17 protein-coding genes and 1 tRNA gene are annotated in these 23,411 nt (G+C 42.9%); 16 read left to right on the top strand and 2 right to left on the bottom strand.

Going from position 1 to position 23,411, the window contains the following annotated elements:
• Nucleotides 1–424: 424 nt before the first annotated feature.
• The 14 genes from AC1DXF_RS01150 (at nucleotide 425) to AC1DXF_RS01215 (ending at nucleotide 20,429) form a co-directional block, all read left to right on the top strand.
• The gene (locus AC1DXF_RS01150) at nucleotides 425–1,015 is read left to right on the top strand and encodes an RNA polymerase sigma factor (RefSeq protein ID WP_477445250.1); all 591 of its coding nucleotides are present in this window, start codon (nucleotides 425–427) and stop codon (nucleotides 1,013–1,015) included.
• 84 nt (nucleotides 1,016–1,099) lie between these two features.
• Nucleotides 1,100–2,311, top strand: coding sequence for a FecR family protein (locus AC1DXF_RS01155; protein WP_477445252.1), 1,212 nt, complete (start codon nucleotides 1,100–1,102; stop codon nucleotides 2,309–2,311).
• Nucleotides 2,312–2,516: 205 nt separating this feature from the next.
• A complete protein-coding gene (locus AC1DXF_RS01160; protein ID WP_477445254.1) occupies nucleotides 2,517–6,038 on the top strand; it encodes a SusC/RagA family TonB-linked outer membrane protein in 3,522 nt (1,173 codons plus the stop codon).
• An 18-nt stretch (nucleotides 6,039–6,056) separates the two neighbouring features.
• Nucleotides 6,057–7,427, top strand: a complete 1,371-nt coding sequence (locus AC1DXF_RS01165) for a RagB/SusD family nutrient uptake outer membrane protein (RefSeq protein WP_477445256.1) — start codon at nucleotides 6,057–6,059, stop codon at nucleotides 7,425–7,427.
• Between the two features lie 82 nt (nucleotides 7,428–7,509).
• Nucleotides 7,510–8,448, top strand: coding sequence for an ABC transporter ATP-binding protein (locus AC1DXF_RS01170; RefSeq protein ID WP_477445258.1), 939 nt, complete (start codon nucleotides 7,510–7,512; stop codon nucleotides 8,446–8,448).
• Complete coding sequence (locus tag AC1DXF_RS01175; protein WP_477445260.1) at nucleotides 8,448–10,748, top strand: Gldg family protein; 2,301 nt, start codon at nucleotides 8,448–8,450, stop codon at nucleotides 10,746–10,748. Before AC1DXF_RS01170 ends, AC1DXF_RS01175 begins: the two co-directional genes overlap by 1 nt.
• A gap of 1 nt (nucleotide 10,749) precedes the next feature.
• Nucleotides 10,750–12,102 carry a MutS-related protein gene (locus AC1DXF_RS01180; protein ID WP_477445262.1) on the top strand — a complete coding sequence of 451 codons (1,353 nt, stop codon included), beginning with the start codon at nucleotides 10,750–10,752 and terminating at the stop codon, nucleotides 12,100–12,102.
• The gene (locus tag AC1DXF_RS01185; RefSeq protein WP_477445264.1) at nucleotides 12,099–13,424 is read left to right on the top strand and encodes a MutS-related protein; all 1,326 of its coding nucleotides are present in this window, start codon (nucleotides 12,099–12,101) and stop codon (nucleotides 13,422–13,424) included. The genes AC1DXF_RS01180 and AC1DXF_RS01185 overlap by 4 nt, the downstream gene beginning before the upstream one ends.
• 1 nt (nucleotide 13,425) lies before the next feature.
• Nucleotides 13,426–14,655 carry a hypothetical protein gene (locus tag AC1DXF_RS01190; protein WP_477445266.1) on the top strand — a complete coding sequence of 410 codons (1,230 nt, stop codon included), beginning with the start codon at nucleotides 13,426–13,428 and terminating at the stop codon, nucleotides 14,653–14,655.
• A gap of 49 nt (nucleotides 14,656–14,704) precedes the next feature.
• Nucleotides 14,705–15,649, top strand: coding sequence for a hypothetical protein (locus tag AC1DXF_RS01195; RefSeq protein ID WP_477445268.1), 945 nt, complete (start codon nucleotides 14,705–14,707; stop codon nucleotides 15,647–15,649).
• 3 nt (nucleotides 15,650–15,652) lie between these two features.
• A complete protein-coding gene (locus AC1DXF_RS01200; protein WP_477445270.1) occupies nucleotides 15,653–16,168 on the top strand; it encodes a hypothetical protein in 516 nt (171 codons plus the stop codon).
• A gap of 132 nt (nucleotides 16,169–16,300) precedes the next feature.
• Nucleotides 16,301–19,159, top strand: a complete 2,859-nt coding sequence (locus AC1DXF_RS01205) for a M16 family metallopeptidase (protein ID WP_477445272.1) — start codon at nucleotides 16,301–16,303, stop codon at nucleotides 19,157–19,159.
• Between the two features lie 141 nt (nucleotides 19,160–19,300).
• Nucleotides 19,301–19,810 carry a DUF3347 domain-containing protein gene (locus AC1DXF_RS01210; RefSeq protein ID WP_477445274.1) on the top strand — a complete coding sequence of 170 codons (510 nt, stop codon included), beginning with the start codon at nucleotides 19,301–19,303 and terminating at the stop codon, nucleotides 19,808–19,810.
• A 451-nt stretch (nucleotides 19,811–20,261) separates the two neighbouring features.
• On the top strand, nucleotides 20,262–20,429 hold the full coding sequence (locus AC1DXF_RS01215) for a hypothetical protein (protein WP_477445277.1): 168 nt from the start codon (nucleotides 20,262–20,264) through the stop codon (nucleotides 20,427–20,429).
• Nucleotides 20,430–20,756: 327 nt separating this feature from the next.
• Here the strand turns inward: AC1DXF_RS01215 and AC1DXF_RS01220 are convergent.
• Nucleotides 20,757–20,836: transfer RNA gene (locus AC1DXF_RS01220), tRNA-Leu, on the bottom strand.
• A gap of 29 nt (nucleotides 20,837–20,865) precedes the next feature.
• Entirely contained in the window at nucleotides 20,866–21,426 is a 561-nt protein-coding gene (hscB, locus tag AC1DXF_RS01225; RefSeq protein ID WP_477445279.1) for a Fe-S protein assembly co-chaperone HscB, read from the bottom strand.
• A gap of 165 nt (nucleotides 21,427–21,591) precedes the next feature.
• On the opposite strand from hscB, the gene kdsA reads away from it, so the two are divergent.
• Both kdsA and AC1DXF_RS01235 read left to right on the top strand, forming a co-directional pair.
• The gene (kdsA, locus tag AC1DXF_RS01230) at nucleotides 21,592–22,350 is read left to right on the top strand and encodes a 3-deoxy-8-phosphooctulonate synthase (RefSeq protein ID WP_477445459.1); all 759 of its coding nucleotides are present in this window, start codon (nucleotides 21,592–21,594) and stop codon (nucleotides 22,348–22,350) included.
• A gap of 86 nt (nucleotides 22,351–22,436) precedes the next feature.
• Nucleotides 22,437–23,372: a KpsF/GutQ family sugar-phosphate isomerase gene (locus AC1DXF_RS01235; protein ID WP_477445281.1), complete on the top strand. Its 936-nt coding sequence runs from the start codon at nucleotides 22,437–22,439 to the stop codon at nucleotides 23,370–23,372.
• Nucleotides 23,373–23,411: the final 39 nt, after the last annotated feature.

Genomic DNA, 23,411 nt, shown 5'->3' on the forward strand with positions numbered 1-23,411 from the left:
TATCTAAACTCTTTTACAATATCCTATACGTTAATAATTGCTTATTACGGACCCGTCAAAATTTATTCTACGCGTTTGGGATCATTCTTGTGAAATAGCAGTTTTGGACGCATTTTTTTTCACAAATTAGTCTGCAAGCGTAAATTTTATCTTAACTTATTGCTAAGTTTACGCTAATGTCATAAATGTGTGATGGATTGCCGCTGCAAGCGCTTTTAAAGGTGTCAATTTACGACATTGATCGAAATTCAAGATCAATTGCACCCGGAAAAGACGTTCGTTGTCTTTAAAGTGCTTGAATGTTGTAGATGTTAAGTTGTTATTTCGCGTTTCTGAAAATTAACAGGCGGAATTATATCTGTAAACACATTGAAATGGCCCTATGTGTGGTTGAAAAATGACAAAGATTATTACGCCCCTTTAAATGTTTGTACGGTCGCTAAATAATGAGAGCCAATTACTCCGCAAAATAGCGGAAGGTGATCAGCACGCCTTCAAAATAATTTATGATTACCATCGGCGGGCGGTTTATGCGAGAGCGATTTTTTTCCTGAAATCGGAGGTGTTAGCTGAAGAAGTACTTCAGGAAGTAATGCTGAAACTTTGGCAGAGTGCGGGGAAACTTACAGAGGAAACTAATCTGGGTGCTTATCTAACCACATTAACACGTAACCGAAGCTTTCAGATACTGCGGCGAAGAGTCCTGGAAGCTAAGACAGAAATTGAACTGCGAAAAGATTGGACAGAAAGCCATAACGAAACAGAGGAAGGAATCTTGCTGGCGGATACTCAAAAAATACTTGCCGACGGCATTGCACTGTTACCCCCGCAACAAAAAATGGTTTATGAACTTTGCCGCGTTGATGGGCTTAAATATGAACAAGCGGCTCAGAGTATGAATTTAAGTGTTGAAACGGTTAAAAGTTATATGAAACTGGCGCTTCGCTCGCTTAGATCTTACATGAAATCGCATACCGATCTGGCCGCGATTTTAATTATTCTAAAAATTATTTAATTTTTTTCTTCTTCGATACCCCCTTATCAACTTTTCATGGATTAATACAGGAAAGGGACAATTATTATTCCCTGAACATTAATCATGTCGAATACAGAAGACAACAGGCTCCTTTTATTATATAAGAAATTTCAGTCTAAAACGGCGTCCGTTGAAGAGTTAACGGAATTGAACAACTTCTTAGCCAGTGAGGGTGCCGAGCAGCACCTGTTTGAACTCGTTGAAAAAGAATATCAATCATCCGAAATTAAGCAACCCGAGCTCTCCGAGTTTCGTGCCGGGCAAATATTTCAGCAGATAACGAGCCAACCTCAGACTCATCGTAAGGTTAGGAAATTATGGCCCCGCATTGCCGGAGTGGCTGCAATCGCGGCGTTGTTGGCTATTGCAATTTTATTCAAAGACCAAATCTTATCTATAGGCAACCAATCGCAAGTTGTTTCGTCAAACCAGGATATTGCGCCAGGCAAAAGCGTTGCCACATTAACGCTGGCTAACGGGAGGAAAATTCTACTCTCGGCTATGCCCTCCGGCGAACTGGCCAACGAATCCGGGGTTACAATCTCTAAAACCTCAGATGGAGAAATCCTTTATGAAATCAAAGAACACAGCGCCGCTGAATCGGGGCAGCATAATTTATTATCCACAGCAATGGGAGAAACCTACCAGGTAAAATTACCCGATGGTTCCAGAGTGTGGTTAAATGCAGCCTCCTCCCTAAAATACCCTGTCTCTTTTTCATCTTTAAAAGATAGACGGGTTGAACTTCACGGCGAAGCATATTTTGAGATAGCAAAGGATAAGCTACATCCATTTTTAGTGGAAACAGATGGACAGGAAGTGACAGTTTTAGGGACACACTTTAACATTAAAGCTTACCAGCAAGACAAAAATATTGTTACAACACTTGCCGAGGGCAGCGTGAGGGTTGGCTATCAGGCCTCCGCCTGGAGCGATCACGGAAAAATTGTTTATAAGGATGAAGTCATTCTAAGTCCCGGGCAACAGTCGCTTTTGAAGGGGGAAACGATAAGCGTTTCAAAGGCAGTGTTGGAAGAGTCGCTTGCCTGGAAGGACGGCAACTTTGTTTTTAACGACGCGAATATTGAAAAAATAATGCAGGACATCGCCCGCTGGTATAATATCCAGGTGGTTTACGAGGGAAGTGTGCCCGCAGGCAAATTTTCAGGCAATGTTTCAAGAACTAAAAATATAAGCCAGATCCTACGGGCTTTAGAATCAACAAAATTAGTTCACTTTAAAATCGAAGGGAGGAAAGTATACGTCAGTAAATAATTACCTGTCAAAATTACCAGGTTCCGGAAACCGGAACCTGGTTTAAGTTTCGTTTAGCTCTAAATTAATTAAAAACTATTTGCAGCGAACCTTCGCCCTGGAAAGTTGAGGTCTGCCGCATTAAACTAAACTCAGATAAATGTATAGAAAATATACCACAAAACAGGGTATACAAAATCTTGTATGCCATAAAATTTTCCTCATCATGCGATTAACCTGCTTGTTTTTGTTTGCATCGCTAATGCAAGTTGCCGCTGCCGGATTTGCACAGAAAATTTCCTTGTCAGAAAAAAATACACCTTTGGTTAAGCTGTTTGCCAATATTAAAGTGCAAACCGGGGTAGATTTTGTGGCAGACGGAGATATCCTTAAGGCAGCAAGGCCCGTGAACATCCGGGTGGTTAATATGGAGCTAAAAGATGTCCTGGAAATATTATTCAAAGATCAGCCGTTGGCCTACGAAATTCAGGATAAAATAGTGGTAGTGTCCCGCAAGGAACCATCACTATTAGACAGGATCAGCGCGGTTTTTACCAACATAGATGTAAATGGCTTAGTAGTTAATGAGAACGGAGAACCTATGCCGGGAGCAAGTGTATCAATTCAAGGTGCAGGAAAGTTATATATTACCGATGCCAAAGGTACATTCCAATTGCTTGACGTTTCCGGGAAAGAGACCATCATTACCCGATTTATCGGCTATAAACCGGATACAACGGTACTTAAATCGAAAACGAGCGTTGTTATTGCTTTAAAGCCCTTAGCGGCACAGTTATCAACGGTCACCGTTGTAAATACAGGTTACCAAAACTTAAACAAAGAACGGGCGACAGGTTCGTTTGGAGTTATAACCGCCAAAGAACTTGCCCAATTTCCGACGATCAGTGTGCTTGAACGTATCCAGGGAATGGTTCCGGGTGTTAATGTTTCCACAAAAACAACAGCCGGCCAAAGCCGTAATGGAACAATTAACATTCGCGGTATCTCTACGATAGTTGGCCAGTACACGCAGGTGAGTGTGGAACCTTTGCTTGTTATTGACGGATTTCCATCCCAGATTTCCATTGCGCGGGGCGCGTTAGACTTTCTCAACCCGGATGACATTCAACAGATAACTTTTCTTAAAGATGCGGCTGCTGCCTCCATATGGGGAATCCAGGCTGCCAACGGGGTGATTGTAGTCACCACAAAAAAGGGTAAGCAAAATGCTGCCCCTACCTTTAACTTCTCGACAACTTACAGTACAAGTGCAAAACCAGGCACAAAGTATGGGCCGAGGCTTTCAGTCCCCGAATATATAGACCTGGAAAAAGATATGATCAACGCCAATCTGTTAACTGACCCCGTGCCATCAAGTTATCTTCCGGCCAATAACAGCCAGGCTCAAGCCATCATCTTTAGGAACAAGCGGGGAGAAATCAGCGAAGCCCAGATGAATGCGGATATAGCGGCACTTGGGCAGAATGATAACCGGGGCCAGATTTCTAAGTATTTACTGCAAAGGCCTGTCACAAAACAATATAACCTGTCGGTGTCAGGCGGAGGGGTCAATAGCTCTTATTATATGTCCGGCTACTACTATACGGATGACCGGGTATACAAAAGCAACCGGAACAAAGGATATTCCTTCAACCTTGGTACAAGCTCCGGGCTCTTTAAAAATCGCATAACCATAAATACATCTCTGAATTATGCCAACACCACAGATAAAACTAATCCTACGTCGGCACAGGCCATGAGCATGTCAACCGGAGGCCTGCGTCCGTATGATATGCTAAAAAATCCTGACGGGAGCACCAAATACTATGATGTTTTTATGGTGCCTGAACGCGCCAGGGCTTTTGAAAGCCAGGGATATCTTCCGTTTCGATATTCACCAATTGATGAATTAAATTATAACAATACCGTAAATACCGGGAATAACCTGGGCCTTATCCTTGATGTTAATGGTAAGATTACACCATGGCTGAGTTTGTCAGTTTCTGGCAACCTGGCCAGGAATTTTAATGAGCGGGAAAATTACCAGGAGCCTGACAGCTATGCATCCAGAATCATGATCAATAGGGCAACGAGTGTTAACACCGCCGGGAAATTGGTTTATGGTATTCCGATGGGTGGGAAATTGGCTCTTAATAATTCATTGGCTAGAAGTTACAATATCAGGGGGCAGCTTAACGTAAATAAAAACTGGAACGATAAGCATGAACTGAATGCGGTTCTGGGCAATGAAATCCGTGAGGTTTTTAACAAAACCAGTGGAGAGAACCGTTACGGCTACAATAAAGAGATTAATTCATTTAGTACTGTAAACCCAACAGTTAGATACACGGATATCTATGGCCAGCGCCCCAATATAGGTAGCACAACCGGGGCGGTAGTGGAGAAAACGACAAGGGCCCTTTCCTATTACGCAAACGCCGCTTACACTTACGACAAAAAATACACCATATCGGGTAGCGCGCGTTTTGATGATTTTAACCTTTTAGGCGTTGAACGCAGAAAAAGGGCCATCCCGCTTTGGTCTGGCGGGGTCAGCTGGAATCTGAAACAGGAAAGCTTCCTGAAAGACGTCGAATGGTTAAGCACCTTATCCGGCCGCTTTACTTATGGTTTCACCGGAAACGCGCCACAAGGCTATGCGCCGGTGACCGTTATTGATTTGTTGGGGACGGATTTTTATTCAGGACTTCCTTATGCTAACATAAATCGTCCTGCAAGGGAAAACCTGGCGTGGGAGAAAACGAGAATGTTAAATTACGGACTCGAATTTTCATTATTTAATGGCCGCATTTCCGGTACATTAGAATACTACAAGAAACACACCACAGACATATTCTACACCTTACCGATCAATGCGACCTACGGGTTTAGTGAAACCTTATTCAACGCGGCAAGATTGGATGGGCAAGGTGTTGACCTTGGGCTATCCTTCGCCCTGGTGCGGTCTAATGCTGTAACCTGGAACAATACCATCAACTTGTCATACAATACCAACATTATTCATGACGAGCGCTTTAAGTTGCCTATCGGCAATGAAGATGTCACACAAGGACAAATTATTCACGACGGTTACCCAACCGACTTCCTGTTCTCCTACAAGTTTAAGGGTTTGGATGCTAAGGGCGAAACACTTATTGAAGATCCCAAAGAACCCGGTAAAATTTATACGACTGCCGACTATCCCTATTATGATATAAAAGCCTACTCCGGCAGAACAGCTTCTCCCTGGTTTGGCGCCTATTTTACAAATGTCACTTATAAGCACTTTGACCTGGGTTTACAATTCCAGTATCAGTTGGGTGGAGTTTTTCGGAAACCATCCATCAACATGCTTACTGATTTTGTAAGCAGTGCAGGAGATCTGGCAAAACGCTGGAAAAATCCCGGTGACGAGTTGACCACAACAGTTCCCGGAATTAATACTGATTATAACCTTGGTTACTATTATGGCACCAGTGTGGAAAGGTATTCAAATTCTGATTTATTGGTCAGAAGCAGAAGTAATGTAAAGTTGCAACAAGTACGCTTAGCGTATTCGGTACCTCAGCAGGTAGTGGCTAAATTCGGAATTAAGGCTTTAAGCTTATCGGCGGTTTGCCGCAACCTGGGTATGATCTGGGCCGCGAATAAGGAGAAAATTGATCCCGACTACCTTTATAGCGAAAGTAGCACTTATCAATTGGCTCCCGTACGGACTTATTCGTTCCAAGTTAACCTGAGTTTATAACCTTACAAAGACATGATCATGAATATTGTAAAAATATTTTTAATAGCCATACTAACGTTTGCCTTGGCATCTTGCCGTAAGTACGTCGAAAATGTTCCGGTTCAGGGACAAAGAGTTTTGGTTTACACGCAGGATTACCGCTTACTGATCAATAGCCAAACCAGTGCTGAATTCGGTTCAGGGAATCCGGCCATTTTGGGCTGTGATGACATTGATTTAAAAGATCCAAATATTCAGGATCAAATCTCGACAGACAATTCAAACCTTGCAATGTATACCTGGGACAAGCCCTTTTATTTGGAAAAAGTTGACGATTTTGACTGGAATGGAATGTATAAAGCGATGTACACTTATAACACCGTGATAACAGGCGTTCCGGATAGTAAAGGCGGTTCGCCGGCGGAACGGAATGAAATTTACGCTGAGGCGCTTGTACAGCGGGCCTTTACCTATTTTACCCTGGTCAACTCTTACGCTAAACAGTATGACGCGGGTACGGCCAATACCGACCTGGGGGTACCGCTCTTGCTTGAAGCGAAGTTGTTTGTACCCTTACCACGGGCAACCGTGGCAAAGGTTTATGCCCAGGTGCTTAAAGACCTGGAAATAGCTATCCCCCTGATATCGGTTACCAGGGAAAATGCGGTAAGGCCGAGCAGGGCGGCAGCTTATGCCTTACTGGCCAAAGTACATTTAAACATGCGGAATTTTGGGGCGGCACGCCAGGCAGCAGAACAATCGCTGGCGCTTTCAGGACAGCTTTATGATTACAACCAATCAGCCGATCCTTTGAACGCTCCCTTTCCTACTCTTTTGGAAAATAAGCAAATCCTTCTGCGTAAAATACCCCGGACTACTTACTCGGCATTACAGTTAAGTGATGACTTGCTGAATTTATTAGGGACCAAAGATTTGAGGTATGTGCTGTTTACCAGGTTTGGTGATCAGTTTTATCCAAGTTTTAACGGCAGAGGTTTTTGGGCCGGAGGCGGTTCCGATCCGGCATGCGTTGGCTTAACAGTTAACGAAACATGGCTGATCCGGGCGGAATGCCTGGCAAGGGCCGGACAACGTAATGAAGCAGTACAAATGCTGAACGACCTGCGTAAATTCAGGTTTACCCCGGGCGATTATGTAGCCCTGGCCGCCACGAGTGACCAACAGGCTTTGCAAATGGTCATTGATGAACGCAGGAGGGAATTTTTCGGAACGGGCCTACGCTGGTTTGACCAAAAACGCTTAAATAAAGAGCCTTCACTGGCCAAAACAGTCACACGTACTTTTAAGAATGTTACTTACACGCTGGCCCCTAACAGCAACGGGTACGTTTTCCCGTTTTCTTCCATAATCGTAAACCAAAATCCGGAACTAATACAGAATCCAAAATAAATCCATCTACTCATTTTCCGTATTGATTTACCCTCGCCGGGTTCATCAATACGGAATTGAATTGCCTAAAAAAAAGTCTGTAATGCAGAAAAGTATTGTTAAAATAGAAAATTTGTCACATAAGTATAGCGCCAACTGGGCTATTCGTGACATTAACCTCGAGATCAACAGCTACGGGATCGTCGGCCTGCTTGGATCAAATGGTGCCGGTAAATCTACCACCATGAATATTCTTTGCGGGTCGTTAAACCAAACTGAAGGCAACGTTTACATTAACGGTATAAACTTCAGGGATGATCCTATGCGGGCAAAAAGGGAAATTGGCTTTTTGCCCCAAAGCCCGCCGCTGTATATGGATCTTACCGTTGATGAGTATCTTATGTATTGCGCCGGATTAAGACATATGTCGGGTAACGAGCGAAAAGAAGCGGTTAAAGAGGCCAAAGAGCGTTGCGGAATAGCACACTTTAGCAACCGGCTGATAAAAAACCTTTCCGGTGGGTACAGGCAACGCGTGGGGATAGCACAAGCTATCGTACACCGGCCCAAAGTGCTTGTCCTGGATGAACCAACAAACGGGCTGGATCCAAACCAGATCATCGAAGTAAGGGCGTTGATCAAAGACATTGCAAAGGACAGGGTTGTTATATTTTCTTCTCATATACTTTCTGAAGTACAACTGCTATGTAGGGATATCATGATGATAGAGAACGGCAGGATTGTTTTTGAAGATAGCATGGATGCATTCAATAATTACATAGCGCCGCATAGCATGCTCGTTCACCTGAACAATATGCCGGCGATCATGGAGCTTGAAGCCATTCAAGGGGTGATGAAGGCAGATCTGCTTACCGAGAAGCTCGTTCGGCTGTTCTTTAGCGGCGATTCCGGAATCGCCGAGACCATAGTAAACGAAAGCGTTAACAAAGGCTGGCGGCTTCAGGAGATCACACTTGAGAAGAACTCAGTAGAGGAAATATTTAAACAACTATCACAACACCAGTCCAATAAAACATCTTAATGAAAACTATTTTTAGAATTGCGAAGACAGAGTTAAAATTACTTTTTTATTCTCCAATAGCCTGGTTTCTCATTATCATCTTTGCGGTTCAATGCGGCATCGTGTATTCAAAAATGCTGGAATCCTCTGCCGAAATTCAGGAAGGCGGCTTTAAAAATACTTTCAGCATAATTGCAGGGATATTTTCAGGAGCAAACGGTCTTTTGTCGACTGTAATGGGAAACCTGTATCTCTATCTACCTTTACTTACGATGGGCCTTATCAGCCGCGAAACCAGCAGTGGCACCATAAAGCTGCTCTATTCCTCGCCCATTCGTGTACGCGAAATAGTATTGGGAAAATTTACAGCGATGGTAGCATTGAGTTCTTTACTGGTCGGCATCGTCGCTTTTTTTATCGGCTTAAGCTATTTCACCGTTAAATCACCCGATACCGGTTTGCTTTTAAGCTGTTTGCTTGGCTTGTTTTGCCTGCTTTGCGCTTATTCAGCTATCGGGTTATTTATGTCCTCGCTGACTACTTATCAGATCGTAGCAGCGGTCTGCACCTTTGTAACGTTTGGGGTCTTGTATAACATATCAGGCTTGTGGCGCGGGGTGCCATTTTTAAGAGATGTAACTTACTTCCTTTCCGTGGCTGGTCGTACGGACTGGATGCTTGCCGGGCTAATCACCAGTAATGGTATCGTCTACTTCCTGTCTATTGTGTTTCTTTTTCTCGGGCTAACTATCTATAAGTTGAAGTCCGGCATGGAATCGACATCGTTGCTTGTAAAAGTTTCCCGTTATGGCATCATTGTCATTTGCACGCTGGCCGTCGGTTGTATCAGTGCAATTCCTCAACTCATCGTGTATTTCGATGTTACGGAAAACCAAACCAACACCATTAGCCCCGAGACCCAAAAGATCATCAGGGAACTTGGTGACGAGCCGCTGGAAGTTACCGGTTATGCTAATTTGTTCGGCGGATTTTTGGAAGACGGAAATCCGGAATCCTACCAGAAAAACATCAACGAATGGGCGCCCTACGTTCGGTTTAAACATAACATCATCCTGAAAAATGTTATGTATTACGATACGCTGGGTCTGGGGAAAGAGATTAGCAGAAGAAATCCGGGAAAATCCTTAGCGCAGGTTGCCGAAAAGGTAGCTAAAAATGGTGATATGAGCCTGGATCAGTTTAAGCGGCCCGAAGAGATCAGAAAAATGATCGACCTTTCACACGAGCCCAATTATTACATCATGGAGTTGAAATATAAGGGACGAAAAACATTCCTGCGCGTGTTTCCTGATAACGAGCACTGGCCTTCTGAAACGGAGGTATCGGCTGCGTTAAAAAGGCTTCTGAATACTAAAATGCCCAAAATTCTTTTTGCAACGGGTAACCTGGAACGTAACATCAACAAAATCGGCGATCGCGACTATCGTGCGCTGACAAACTTGAAGAATTTCAGGAATTCGCTGTTAAATCAGGGCTTTGACGTTGACACCGTTTCATTAGAGTCCGGTGTTATTCCCTCCGATATTTCCGCCCTCGTATTGGCAGATCCGAAGATCGTACTTAGTTCTTCAGCAACGGCAAAACTACAAAAATATATAGATGCCGGTGGTAACCTGTTGATCTCTGGCGAACCCGGAAAGCAGGCTGTTTTGAATCCCTTGCTCAAACAATTTGGGGTTCAATTGATGAACGGGGCTATTGTACAACAAAGTAAGGACCTGCAGCCCGACCTGGCCGCACCCTTCCTGACCAGCGCGGCAGGAAACCTTTTCCTGCCGCTTAAGCAAGTTCATCATGATAGCATCGTTGTGTCCATGCCGACGGCGGCGGCCCTTTCAATCGAAGGTTCAACGGTATACGATATTAAACCATTGCTGATCACCAATGCGACAAAAAGCTGGTTAAAAAAAGACAAATTCTTAAGTGACTCTGCAACCGTTCAGTTTGAACCGGAGAAAGGCGACCTGAAAAAGCCCTTTCCGCTCGCGGCAAGTGTTACAAGAAATTTAAACGGTAAAGAGCAGCGCATCATCGTTGCCGGGGATGCTGATTTAATGTCTAATTCGGAATTGAACCGCTATAACATGAGAACTGCAAACTTTGCCTTTAATACCGGCCTTTTCAGCTGGCTGAGTTATGGTCAGTTTCCTATCAGCAGTTTCCGGCCCATGCCAAAGGATATCCTGGTACTGGTTACCAAAGACCAGGTTAAGAATTTAAGAATCGTGCTGATCTGGGTGCTTCCGGGCATATTACTGGCCATAGGAAGCGTAATACTAATCAGGAGAAAAAGAAAATAAGATGCCATTTTTAACAGATCAACAAACAATTAATGACCTGAATATTTTCGGCAAACAGGGCGTTGATTCCATCTATCAGCTATTTAACAAGACGAGTACCCGTGGCGGAGCGGCCATACTGGAAGAGATGTTCCGGTTCCCGCTGTCCGATTATGCACAGATTACTGAAAGAAGTGAAACTATTCAATATTTTGCTAAAGCAGGATTACAGTTTCCCTTTCCTGCCCATCAGTTTGATACGGTGGAATCCTATTTACGGAATGTTGATCATCGGACCAAGCTTTCAGCACAAGATGATTCGGTTGTCAAAAAGCTAAGCAACATGGTTATGCCAGACGGAGATACCTCTTCTATGTATAATGGGGTTGCCGTTTTATTAGAGCTCATGAAAAACCTGAGTCAGTTTCTAAACAGCTTAGAACCGCACGCGTTGAAATCTTATGGGGCGGAGAGAACTGAAATCCTGGGTATCCTGAATAGTTCTGCATTTTTACATGGCTTAGCAACAAAGCCGGGAAAAAAACTTTCGACCGCGGAATTTGCAGAATATGATGAGTTTTTCAGGTTCCGCTTCCGTGATATGGTCGTCAAATTACTGAACTATATCTATAAATTGGATGTATATATCACTGTTGCAAAGGTCGCTGCAGATCGTGGCTTCATTTTCCCCAAAGCTATGCCTGAAGATCAGAATGAAGTAAGGCTTGAAGGCGTTTATCATCCGCAGCTGGAAAAGGCGGTGCCCAACTCCATAAGCATTACAGCAGACAGTAACGTGGTTTTTCTGACCGGGGCAAACATGGCGGGCAAATCAACCTTTATGAAGTCGCTGAGCATTGCGCTTTATATGGCACATATGGGTTTCCCGGTTGCGGCAAAAAACATGCAATTTTCCGTTCTGGACGGCATGTTTACAACCATCAACCTGCCGGATAACCTGGGTATGGGCGCCAGCCACTTTTATGTTGAGGTTTTAAGGATTAAAAAAATAGCGTTAGAGCTTAAGCAGGGGAAGAACTTGTTTGTACTGTTTGATGAAATGTTCAGGGGGACGAATGTCAAGGATGCCTGCGAAGCAACTATTGCTTTTACAGAAGCCTTTGCAGGTAAACGGAATAGCCAATTTGTGATTTCCACACACATCATCGAGGCAGGAGAAGTGCTTCAAAAAAAATGCGGCAATATCAACTTCGTGTATTTACCAACACTTATGGATGGGAACCAACCGGTATATACCTATTCGTTAAAACAGGGGTTAACCGCAGATCGCCATGGTATGGTGATTGTAAAAAATGAAGGTATCCTGGAAATCTTAAAATCCGGCCTGGAGCGGATATCGAATCGAGGATTATGAGCTTTAAAGTCGACAAACAAACTCAGGAAGATCTGAACCTACTGGGTAAATACACGCCAGGTTCTGTTTTTAATTTATTCAATAAAGTGCAAACCAGCGGCGGAGAGCAGCTGCTGCAGCAAATGTTCCAGCAACCACTTACCGATCCGCAAGCGATCAATACACGAAGCGGTTTATTTAACTATTTCGGAGAAAAGAAATTGCAATTCCCATTTAGCAGGCAGGATTTCCAGGAAGTGGAAAATTATTTTCGCATAGGCACCAGCAGCAGTTATCCGGGCGCCTTATTACATGTTGTTTCTGCCAGGGTTCAAAACTATCTCCTAAAGGATGAACGCTATGTGAAATTACAGGAGGGCCTTTCGGTAACGATTAAAATGTTGAGTGATTTGCGCAGGTTTCTGAACTTGTTAAATGATGGCGGAACGACGCCCTTTGATCATGAAAAAAACCTACTCTTAGGTATCCTGGCTCATCCCCGTCTCCTGAATTTATTGGAACAAATAAATTCGGCAAAATTTTCCATCGTGCAGCTGGCAGCTTATGATTATCTGATCAAAAAAACGCTGCAGGCCGACATGGAAACCCTGCTGGAGAATATCTATAAATTGGATATCTACATTGCCGTAAGCGCAGTTGGCAGAGATCGTGGATTTACCTACGCGGAAGCGGTGCCAAAAGCAGAGCATCTGGTCAGGATCAGCGAAGTATGGCATCCGGCGTTAATTAATGGGGTTGCCAATCCTGTAAATTTTGACGAACGCAGTAATATGATGTTTCTGACCGGAGCCAATATGGCTGGTAAATCTACATTCATGAAAGCTTTTGGCATTGCAGTTTACCTGGCCCATATGGGGTTTCCCGTTGCTGCCAAATTCATGCAGTTTTCCGTTCGCGATGGTATTTATTCTTCCATCAACGTCTCCGATAACCTGAATATGGGGTATAGTCATTTTTATGCAGAAGTTTTGCGGGTAAAAAAGGCGGCGGAGGAAGTAGCTACCGGAAATAGTTTCATCGTCTTATTTGACGAATTGTTCAAAGGCACCAATGTAAAGGATGCGTATGACGCTACGCTGGCCGTTACAGCGGCTTTTGCGCAATATCACCAGTCCTTTTTTATCATCTCTACACATATTATTGAGGTTGGCGAAGCTTTGCAGAAAACCTCCGAAAATGTACAGTTCGCTTTTTTACCAACGGTTATGCAGGGTAACGTACCAAAGTATACTTATAAGCTGCAAACGGGCATAACCACTGATCGTCAGGGGATGCTCATTATCGAAAATGAAGGAATTCTGGCCTTATTAACTGAAAAATAACATGAAAAACTATATAACTAAAACTTTTTCTCCGGGAAAAAGTCTTTTCTTTTCTCATTGGATAAAGTTGGTTCCGCTGATCTGTTTCCTGTTCATCTTAGCTATTCCTTCCTTTGCTCAAAAAGGGTTAAGCCGTGTGGAAGCGGAAAAGCTTGGAAGAAAAGAATGGACGATAGAGAAAAACAAGTTACGTCCGGCGGCAGAGAAGGTCTGGTCAGAAGGCGTTATCCGCTTTGGACAATATGCCATGCCTATTGCCTATCGGGCATTCGGCGATAAACCTGCTGGCGGGCGTAGCCTCTACATATCGCTTCACGGGGGTGGAAATGCACCTCCGAAGGTCAACGATCAGCAGTGGGAAAACCAGCGGACGCTATATCCGATAAAAGAAGGATTTTGTATTGTGCCAAGGGCACCTACTAACACCTGGAATTTATGGCACGAAGATCATATCGACAATTTGCTGGATTCCTTAATCCGATATGCTGTCATCTTAGAAGATGTCAATCCAAATAAAGTCTACATCCTGGGATACTCTGCGGGTGGTGACGGGGTATTTCAACTCGCCCCGCGTATGGCCGACCGTTGGGCAGCAGCTTCCATGATGGCAGGGCATCCCGGTGATGCCAACGCGCTTAATCTACGAAACCTGCCATTTGCCATTTATATGGGTGGCAGAGACACGGCTTATAGCCGGAATACCCTCGCCATCGCCTTCAACCAAAAATTGGACAGCCTGCAGAGGCTCGACCCCAAAGGATTTATCCACGATTTTCATCTGTATGCAGATAAGGCACACTGGATGGACCGGCGGGATACGATCGCGATACCCTGGATGGCCGCTCATGAAAGAAATCCATTTCCGGACAAGGTAATTTGGGTAGAGGATAATAGGGTTCAGCACCGCTTTTACTGGCTGTCTGCGCCAAACGACGCTCAGGTCAAGGGTGCCACTGCCGAGGTCAGTATAGTTGGTAACGAAATACATGTCAGCAAAAATACTTTTAACGAACTCAACATCAACCTTAATGACCATCTTCTTAATCTGGATAAACCAGTTTCATTGACTATGGACGGTGTGGTTCTGTTTCGAAAAAAGCTGGAAAGAAGTTTGGGCACGATCAAAAAGACAATCCGGGAGTATCAGGATCCTACGATGGTATTTGCCGTAAAGCTTATCCTGAAAGGAAATAGCGTCAAGGCTGCCAGGTTTAAAGGTAGCGCGTTGTAGCAGGTACATAAAGAGGCTTAAAAATATTTAACCCCTAAAAATTAATCACATGAAAACATCAGGTAAAATAATGCTGCTTCTACTCTGCTGTTCAGCTTTAATAGTTGGCTGCAAAAGAAAAGATAAAACTATCAATGTGGATAAAACGATAAAGCGTAACGGCATTAGTACAACATTGACCAAGGAAGAACATTTAAAATTGACTGCGTTTCTTATGAGTAGTGCTATAATTGATTCAGCTAGTTTTGCAAATAAGATCAGTGAAATAAAAAGCGAAAGCAGTCAGAAAAATAAATCTTCGATTGCAAATAACTCATCAAGCGCGGACGCTAGTGGTACTGGCTATGAAGAGCAAAACTTTGGCAGTTTTACAACTTTATTTGCCTCCAACATAAACCAAGGTGACGCAGATTACGCTACTGTTACAGATGCTTCACCCGCTGCCACAACTTTACGAAAGGGCATCCGGGCAGTTAATGAAAATTATTTGACATTTACGGTTAGGGGAAACAGGTTAAAAACGGTCATTCCATTTGTTGCTGTAATTGATAAAAATGCATTGAATGACCGAGGCCATTTAGTTAAAATTGCTGAACAGGTTGGGGCACCGCCCCATTTAGACCCTGATGGAACTCATTGGGGTACCTTTTCTTCAGTCGGACCAGCATACCTGCAGTCAGTTCATACAAAGGGAAATACGAACATGGTAGATATTGTCGCTATGGGAAGTGAAATACGCAAAAGCGTCATTTCTACTACCGGCCAAGTAAAAATTATTACCGACGCTGATGTAATTAGGTATAAAGCCGGAAAAGCAATAGAACCGGGCTTTAACGTATCAACATTCGGCAACGTTTACAATAGTTATACGCTTTCGGGAACCATGAGAATCACTTACAATGGTGCCGGCTTTTCGGGAAGTTCAGATGATACACCGGGCTTTACCTGTTTCAGCACTGTAAAATGTAAACAAGATGGTCTGTTAAAAAACTAATATATGAACAATTTGAAAAAATATATCAGTCTAATTGGTACAATCTCATTTATCTTCTCAGCATGTGCATCGAAGAAAAAGGTCGACAGTGATGGATATCGTTATGTATCGATGGAAGAAGTTCCCAGAGGGGAAACAGGTAAACTTACAGGAAAAGCATTTTGGAATATACATAATCATCTTTCTGGTTCGGTAACGGATTCATTTTCTGTGTATGGAAATTTTGATAGTATCCGCTTCCGAGTGCCAAATTCGACACCGAAGATGTTCAGAAAAACAGATATCCGGGCAGAGTCCTGGAAGGCCAAGCCCAGCTACGGAAACCTGAATTTTGTTGGCAATTTTACAGCAGAACACCTTCCCGGAGTATATGTAAGTTATTATTTTTCAAAAGATAGACGCTATATATTGCAGGCACTCTATACTAACCCTGGAATGTTGTTTGACGCGATACTATTTCATAAAGACAGTGTGAACATTTTGAAAATGAAAGGTATTATTATTGAGCCTGAGTATTGAGAGAGGGAAGCCTAAGAGGTAACATTCTGGTGAGAAGTTGCCACCGCCTAATTTGATTATTTCAGTTAATTGTCAGGTACAATAACCCATACCTATTTCATATAAAAACAAATCTTCAATATACCCTAATAAATGAAACAACTATTTAATAACCGTCAACGGCTGGTTGCAGTCGCTTGCCTGATGATTTTTTGCCTCTGCACTGACAAGGGTTACAGTCAGTTAGTTACCCACGTCACCAAAACCCATCCAAAAGATGGAGCCCTGCCACTCGATCCCAGGGTGAGAAGTGGTAAATTGGCCAATGGCCTGACTTATTACATCCGTCATAACGAAGAACCTAAGAACAGGGTAGTATTCTACCTGGCCAACAAAGCCGGGTCTATTCTTGAAGGCGATGAACAGCAGGGGCTGGCGCATTTTCTCGAACATATGAACTTTAATGGCACCAGGCATTTTCCAAAAAGTGATTTGGTTAACTACCTTCAAAAAACAGGTGTACGATTTGGCGCCGATCTGAATGCCTATACCTCATTTGATGAAACAGTATACCAGCTGCCCTTGCCGTCTGATGATCCTGAGATTCTGTCTCAAGGTATACAGATTATGCGGGATTGGGCACAGGACGCCACGCTTGACTCGGACGAGATCAATAAAGAACGAGGGGTGATTCTGGAAGAGAAACGTTTGGGTAAAGGAGCCCAGGACAGGATGCAGCGGCAATATTGGCCGGTTGTACTTAATCAGTCGCGGTACGCATCCCGCCTCCCAATCGGGACGGACTCGGTACTTACACGGTTTAAGCCCGAAACCATCAGGTCGTTCTACAGGGACTGGTACCGCCCTAATCTGCAGGCGCTAATTGTAGTGGGCGATGTTGATGTGAACGAGATGGAAAAGAGCATCCTGAAAAAGTTCAGCGATCTGAAAAACCCAAAAAACGAAAGAACAAGAATCGGGTACAACATTCCGCTTACCTGTAAAAATCAGTTTTTAACGGTCACAGATAAAGAAATGACATCAACCGTGATGCAAATAATAATTAAGCATCCGGGCCTTGCACTGAAATCAGCAGGTGATTTTCGGCAATCCACAATCAGGCAACTGTTCAACTTTATGATGAATGAGCGTATTACTGATTTGCAGCGCCAGGCTAATCCACCATTTATAAGCGGTGGCATGGGTATTGGTGAACTTTTAGGGGGGCTTGACCAGTTTTCTGTTTTTGTAAATGCGAACCCGGGGCAATTGGAAAAAGGCCTTAAAGCTATCTGGAGGGAAACAGACCGGATAAAGAAATTAGGTTTTACGCAAGGAGAACTCAACCGGGCGAAACAAAATTACCTGAGTAAAATGGAAGCCGCCGTCAGGGAAAGTAAAAAAACAAACTCGGACAGCTACGTTAATGAATACCTTCAACATTTTTTAAAAGAAACCGCATCCCCGGGTATACAATATGAATATACGCTGCTCAAAAAATCTTTGCCAGGAATAAATTTAAGTGACCTGAACAACCTGGCTAAGACGCAGATTAAAACAAACGATAGGGATATATTAATAATGGCTCCGGATAAGGATAAAGCCATTCTGCCTGATGAAAAAACGGTGCTGATCTGGATGAGCCAGGTTGAGCAGGAAAAGCAATCGCAGTACCAAAACATTGTAATTGAACAACCTTTACTTACAACTAAACCAAAGAGTGGCCGTATCATCAGTTTGATCACCGATAGTTTATTAAACGTTACCACTATTCAATTTGCTAACCATGTAAAAGTTATTCTCAAACCAACCGATTTCAAAGACAATCAGATTCTGTTTAATGGTTTTACTCCCGGTGGATCCTCCTTGTATAGCGACAGCGATTATGAATCAGCTGCTAATGCGGCCGGCATAATTTCATCTTTCGGCACAGGTAATTATAATCCTATACAATTGAATAACTACTTGTCGAGCAAACAATTTGGGGTACAGATGCAAATGTCAGAACGCACGACAGGCGTTAGCGGATCCGCAGTTTCAGCTGAATTAGAAAACGCACTGGAGCTATTGTATGCATACTATACACAACCAAGAAAGGACAAAGACCTGTTTGCCGGATTGATTGCCAAGTCGAAAGCAAGCCTCGAAAACCGGGCTAACTCGCCGGTCAGTGTTTTTCAGGATACGGTTTATGCAGTATTAGGTAACAACAATATCCGGAGAAGCGGTCCAAGTATCTCAAAAATTGATCAGATAAGTTTGGATAGAGCTTTCGATATATATAAAGAGCGCTTTGGAAATGCCTCCGGCAGTACATTTACTTTTGTCGGCAATTTTGATGTAAATGCGATACAACCATTGCTGTTAAAATATATCGGCGGCTTACCGGCGTTGGATTCTGTAATGCCTGCTAAGGATTTGAACATCAACATTCCGGAAGGGAATTACGAAAAAAAGGTTTTTAAAGGCACGGAAGATAAAGCAACTGTGTTATTGGTTTGGTCCGGTAAATTCAAATACAACCAGTCGAACCGGTATACCATGGACGCCCTGAAGGAAGTGCTTACCATACGCTTGCTGGAACGCTTACGCGAGGAAGAAAGCGGCGTATACACACCGAGCGCATCTGTAAATGTTACCAAATTACCACAGGAACGCTTCTCCCTGATGGTGAATTTCGGCTGTGCACCGTCAAATGTTGACAAGTTAATTCACTCGACATTGGATGAAGTGACTAAACTGATCACTGACGGGCCACAACAGGTCAACATCAATAAATGGCGTTCCGAGATGCTCCGCTTGCGGGAAACTGAGGTTCGCACTAACGAATGGTGGCTCGGATATATTTCCGGACAAATTCAAAATGAAGAGAAATTAACAAAACCCGATGTTAACACAGGTTTAATAAACGCCATAACACCGAGTGATGTAAAGCAAATCGCCGGAAGGTACTTAGATGGCCATAATCTTATCAAATTGATCCTGCTACCTGAGCATGTTATATCTCAATAGTAATTAACTGAGTTAAACGATGAGCACTCAACATTGAATCTAATCTGCCCTATTTACAAATTTAAAAGTACGCAATACAATTTAATTTATCTTTTCATCAACAACATTGCGTTTGCAATGAACTTAACAAATATCAAAATCATGAAAGCCTTAAAACCTGTTTTGTTTTCTATTCTCTTACTTCTCTTAAACTATGCTACTGCCTACAGCGCAACAAAAAATGAAACGAGCAGTATTCTGAATGCCTATTATGAAGTAAAGAATGCGCTGGTGAGCGGAACGGCAACTGCCGTTAATGCCAAAGCGAAAGAGTTGATAACTGCTTTAACAACCTTTCCGGCAACACAATTAACCGCTAAAGAAAAGGCCGTCTGGTCAAAGTATGCGGACAAATTAAAATTTGACGCCAGGCATATCTCCGAAAGTGCAGATATCACGCACCAAAGGGAACACTTCGCCAGCTTATCGGTCAACATGTTTGAGGTTGTGAAAGGCCTTAAATTGAACACAGCTGTTGTTTACAGACAATATTGTCCGATGAAAAAAAGCTATTGGCTAAGTGAATCACCGGCTATTGAAAATCCATACTATGGAAATCAAATGCTGACCTGCGGAGAAGTGAAAGAAACGCTCAATCCGTCGGGGAAGTAATCGAACCGCTGCGTATCAGCCACAATCAATGCTTTGCAGTTGTGGTTGGGAGAAATTAAGCTGTGAGATTATAAATTCAGTCAGAGACAAGGCTAAGTATTGATTAGCTAATCAGAGATAGCATCTTTAGATGCTTAACCATACCGCATGCAGCTACCTAAAGACTTTGAAACTCTGATTATCGCCGGTAACGTTTGGTTCTTTCATAGCTGCGTTCAGACTACCACAAAACAAATTGGTTATCAGAAAGTAATCAAATGTTTATTTTTGATAAAGAGAAGACAAGAGGTTATGGTTTTTACAGGTCATTACCCGATACATCGCTGATATAATCCAAGTTAAACGTAATAACTCTGCCTGTGCTATCAAACTTATATGTATAGTTCAGGTTTATGTCTTTACTGTCAAAATGATTTGGATGTAATTATAGTTTAAGTAAATACCTGTTACTATGGAAAAGCCGATATTGCGACGAGCCAGGCGTTTAGGAGGTCGTCCTATAAAAGGGATGCCTGTTTCTGATCAAGAGAAACAGTTCTTAACTATTGCTGCTGAGATAGTTGCGCAAATTATACTTCAAGAATTAGAACGGGAAGAGGAGGAAAGCCTTAGAAGTTAAAAATTTCCTGTATGGCTGATTAGTAAATAGTCTTATGAATGAGTTTATTGTGGTTCAATTTTACGATTGAATGACCTTAATTTCTTTGTAGACTAAAATGATGCAATGTGTAACTTGCTGTAAATTAGTTTATTGTAAATTCATGGTTGCCAATGCCCCTAAGCGGAGTCGAATCTATTGTATTTTTAACCTATTGATTATCAGTAATTTGTATTTTACCAAAAAATACTATATTGATACAAATACAGAATTTAGTTGAATTTAACGAAAAAGACCTATTTAACTATCTGATTTACAGTTCGTTAAATAGGTCTATTTTTCTATCCGTACCCAGCGCCGGAGTCGAACCGGCACGGTTTCCCACAGGTGTTTGAGACCAGCGCGTCTACCAATTCCGCCAGCTGGGCATGCTCTGTTATTATTGATCTGCGATCTTTTACAGGCGGGCTGCAAATGTATCTAAACTCTCTTTAATTCGCAACAGATATTTTTGCCGATAGTAAATATTTGCAATTTTTATGCGCCGTTCTTCCTGCGCGGTATGGTCAAGTTGGCTATAACCGGCTGTTAGTTCATTCAGGCTTTCGTTAATATCGGCCTCAAAAGCAAGTACTTCCGATGTTATTGAGGCTAATTCTGTGGCATTGTCAACTTCCATCAGGCGTTCGTTAATATCCATCATTTCCATTAAAAAATCTGCCGGTAATTGCGGTTTTGCCCCCTCAGATACCAGGTCATGTAACTTTAAAATGTATTCCATTCTGCGCGCCGGATCGCTTAACACCTGGTAAGCTTTATTATTTAGGGTAGATAGTTCCAGTATTTCCTGCTGTTTTGTCTCATCTTCGCCCGCATAAAAATCGGGGTGATACAGTTTACTTAGCTCGTAAAACTTCTTTTTAAGCTTTGCCGGTTCAATGTTAAATGATTCGGGTATGCCATAAAATTCAAAATAATTCATATAAACACGAATTTCACCAATTATGTCGAATTTCACGAATGTTAATTGATACTAATTTCATATTAGGATACCCAACAGATTCAAGATTATAAACAATTGATATATTCCTGCCGGCATATTTGTGCCTGTCAGTTTCATTCGTGAAGTTCGCGCTTATCATTATCTTTGCCGCATAACCTACATAATATGTTATTTGAGCAGATGCGGCAGAAGCCGTTTTTTATATTAGGCCCCTGTGTAATGGAAAACCAGGAACTGTTATACACTGTTGCCGAAAAGGTTGCCGAAGTTGGCCAAAAGTATAACGTCCCTGTGATTTTCAAATCATCGTTTGATAAAGCCAACCGGACATCCATTCACTCGTACCGTGGCCCGGGCATAGGGAAGGGGATGGAAATGCTTCAGCATGTTAAAGAGAAATTCGGGCTGCCTGTTATTACCGATATTCACGAGCCTTTCCAGGCAGCTATAGCCGCTGAGGTGGTTGACGTGTTGCAAATTCCGGCGTTTTTATGCCGTCAAACCGACCTTTTGGTAGCAGCAGCCGAGACCGGTAAAATAGTAAATGTAAAAAAAGCGCAGTTTCTGTCGGGGGCTGATATGTTTTATCCCGCCCAGAAGGTGTTGGAGGCCGGTAATACCAAAGTAATACTCACCGAGCGCGGTAACATGTATGGTTACAATAACCTCGCTGTTGATTTCAGGAACATATATGACATGAAGGCTTTTGGCCACCCGGTTTGTATGGATTGTACGCATTCGGTACAACGGCCAGGTGGCGCAGGCGGTAAAACCGGCGGCGACCGTACTTTTGTGCCCATGATGGCCTTGGCGGCAAAAGCTTTTGGCGCCGACGGCTATTTTATCGAAACCCACCCTGATCCGGATAACGCACTTAGTGATGGCCCTAATATGCTGAAGCTTCATGAGTTGGATGCCTTGATAGGTTCGCTTGTATAGTGTCGGGGTTTTACGTATTACGTTGTAAGTAGTACGTGAACTATCATTAAAAACGTAAAACTTAATACGTAAAACGTATAACATTAATGAAGGATATTGCCAAAAGAGTTTTTGATATCGAGATAGAATCGCTGCAACATGTGGTGAAGTTAATTGATGACGAATTTACCAAAACCGTTGAGGCTGTATTAAATTGTACGGGTAAGGTAGTAGTTATCGGTATCGGTAAATCCGGCCTTATAGGGAAAAAAATTGCTGCCACACTTGCCAGTACCGGCACACCAAGCTTTTTCCTGCACCCTGGTGAGGCTTTCCATGGCGATCTGGGGATGGTTGGCCCTAATGATGCAGTTATGCTGATTTCCTATTCGGGCGAAACCGACGAAGTACTACGTATAATCCCCTTTTTAAAATGGAATAATAACCTGGTAATTGGGGTTACAGGTAATGTGAATTCTACTGTTGCTAAAAACAGCCATCATCATTTAAATATAAAAATCGCGCGCGAGGCATGCCCGCTCGAATTGGCGCCAACATCATCAACTACGGCGGCATTGGTTATGGGAGATGCGCTTGCCATTGCGTTGATGGAGTCGCGCGGATTTAAACAGCATGATTTTGCCCGCTTTCACCCCGGCGGCAGCCTTGGCCGCAAATTGTTGGTTAAGGTAAAAGATATAATGCGTACCGATAAATTACCTTTTATACATGAAGGCGCGTCGTTTACAGAGTTGTTGCTTAACATGTCGGCCGGGCGCCTTGGTATGGTTATAGTTGGCGAGGCAGATAATATTAAAGGTATTATTACCGATGGTGATTTGCGACGTGCTTTATTAAAACATCCCGATACCTCGACCTTAGGTGTTTCAGAAATAATGACAGTTAATCCCCTTATTATTGATGGTGAGGAGTTTGCGGGTTATGCCGAGCAATTGATGATCGACAAGAAAATTACCACCTTGCTGGTGGGGTCGGCGGCTAACAGGTCTGTTACGGGAGTGTACCAGATATACAGTCAATAATATGGTTTATCAACACAAAAAATAATATATATTTGCAAG

It is taken from the genome of Mucilaginibacter sp. P2_A5 (assembly GCF_056404995.1).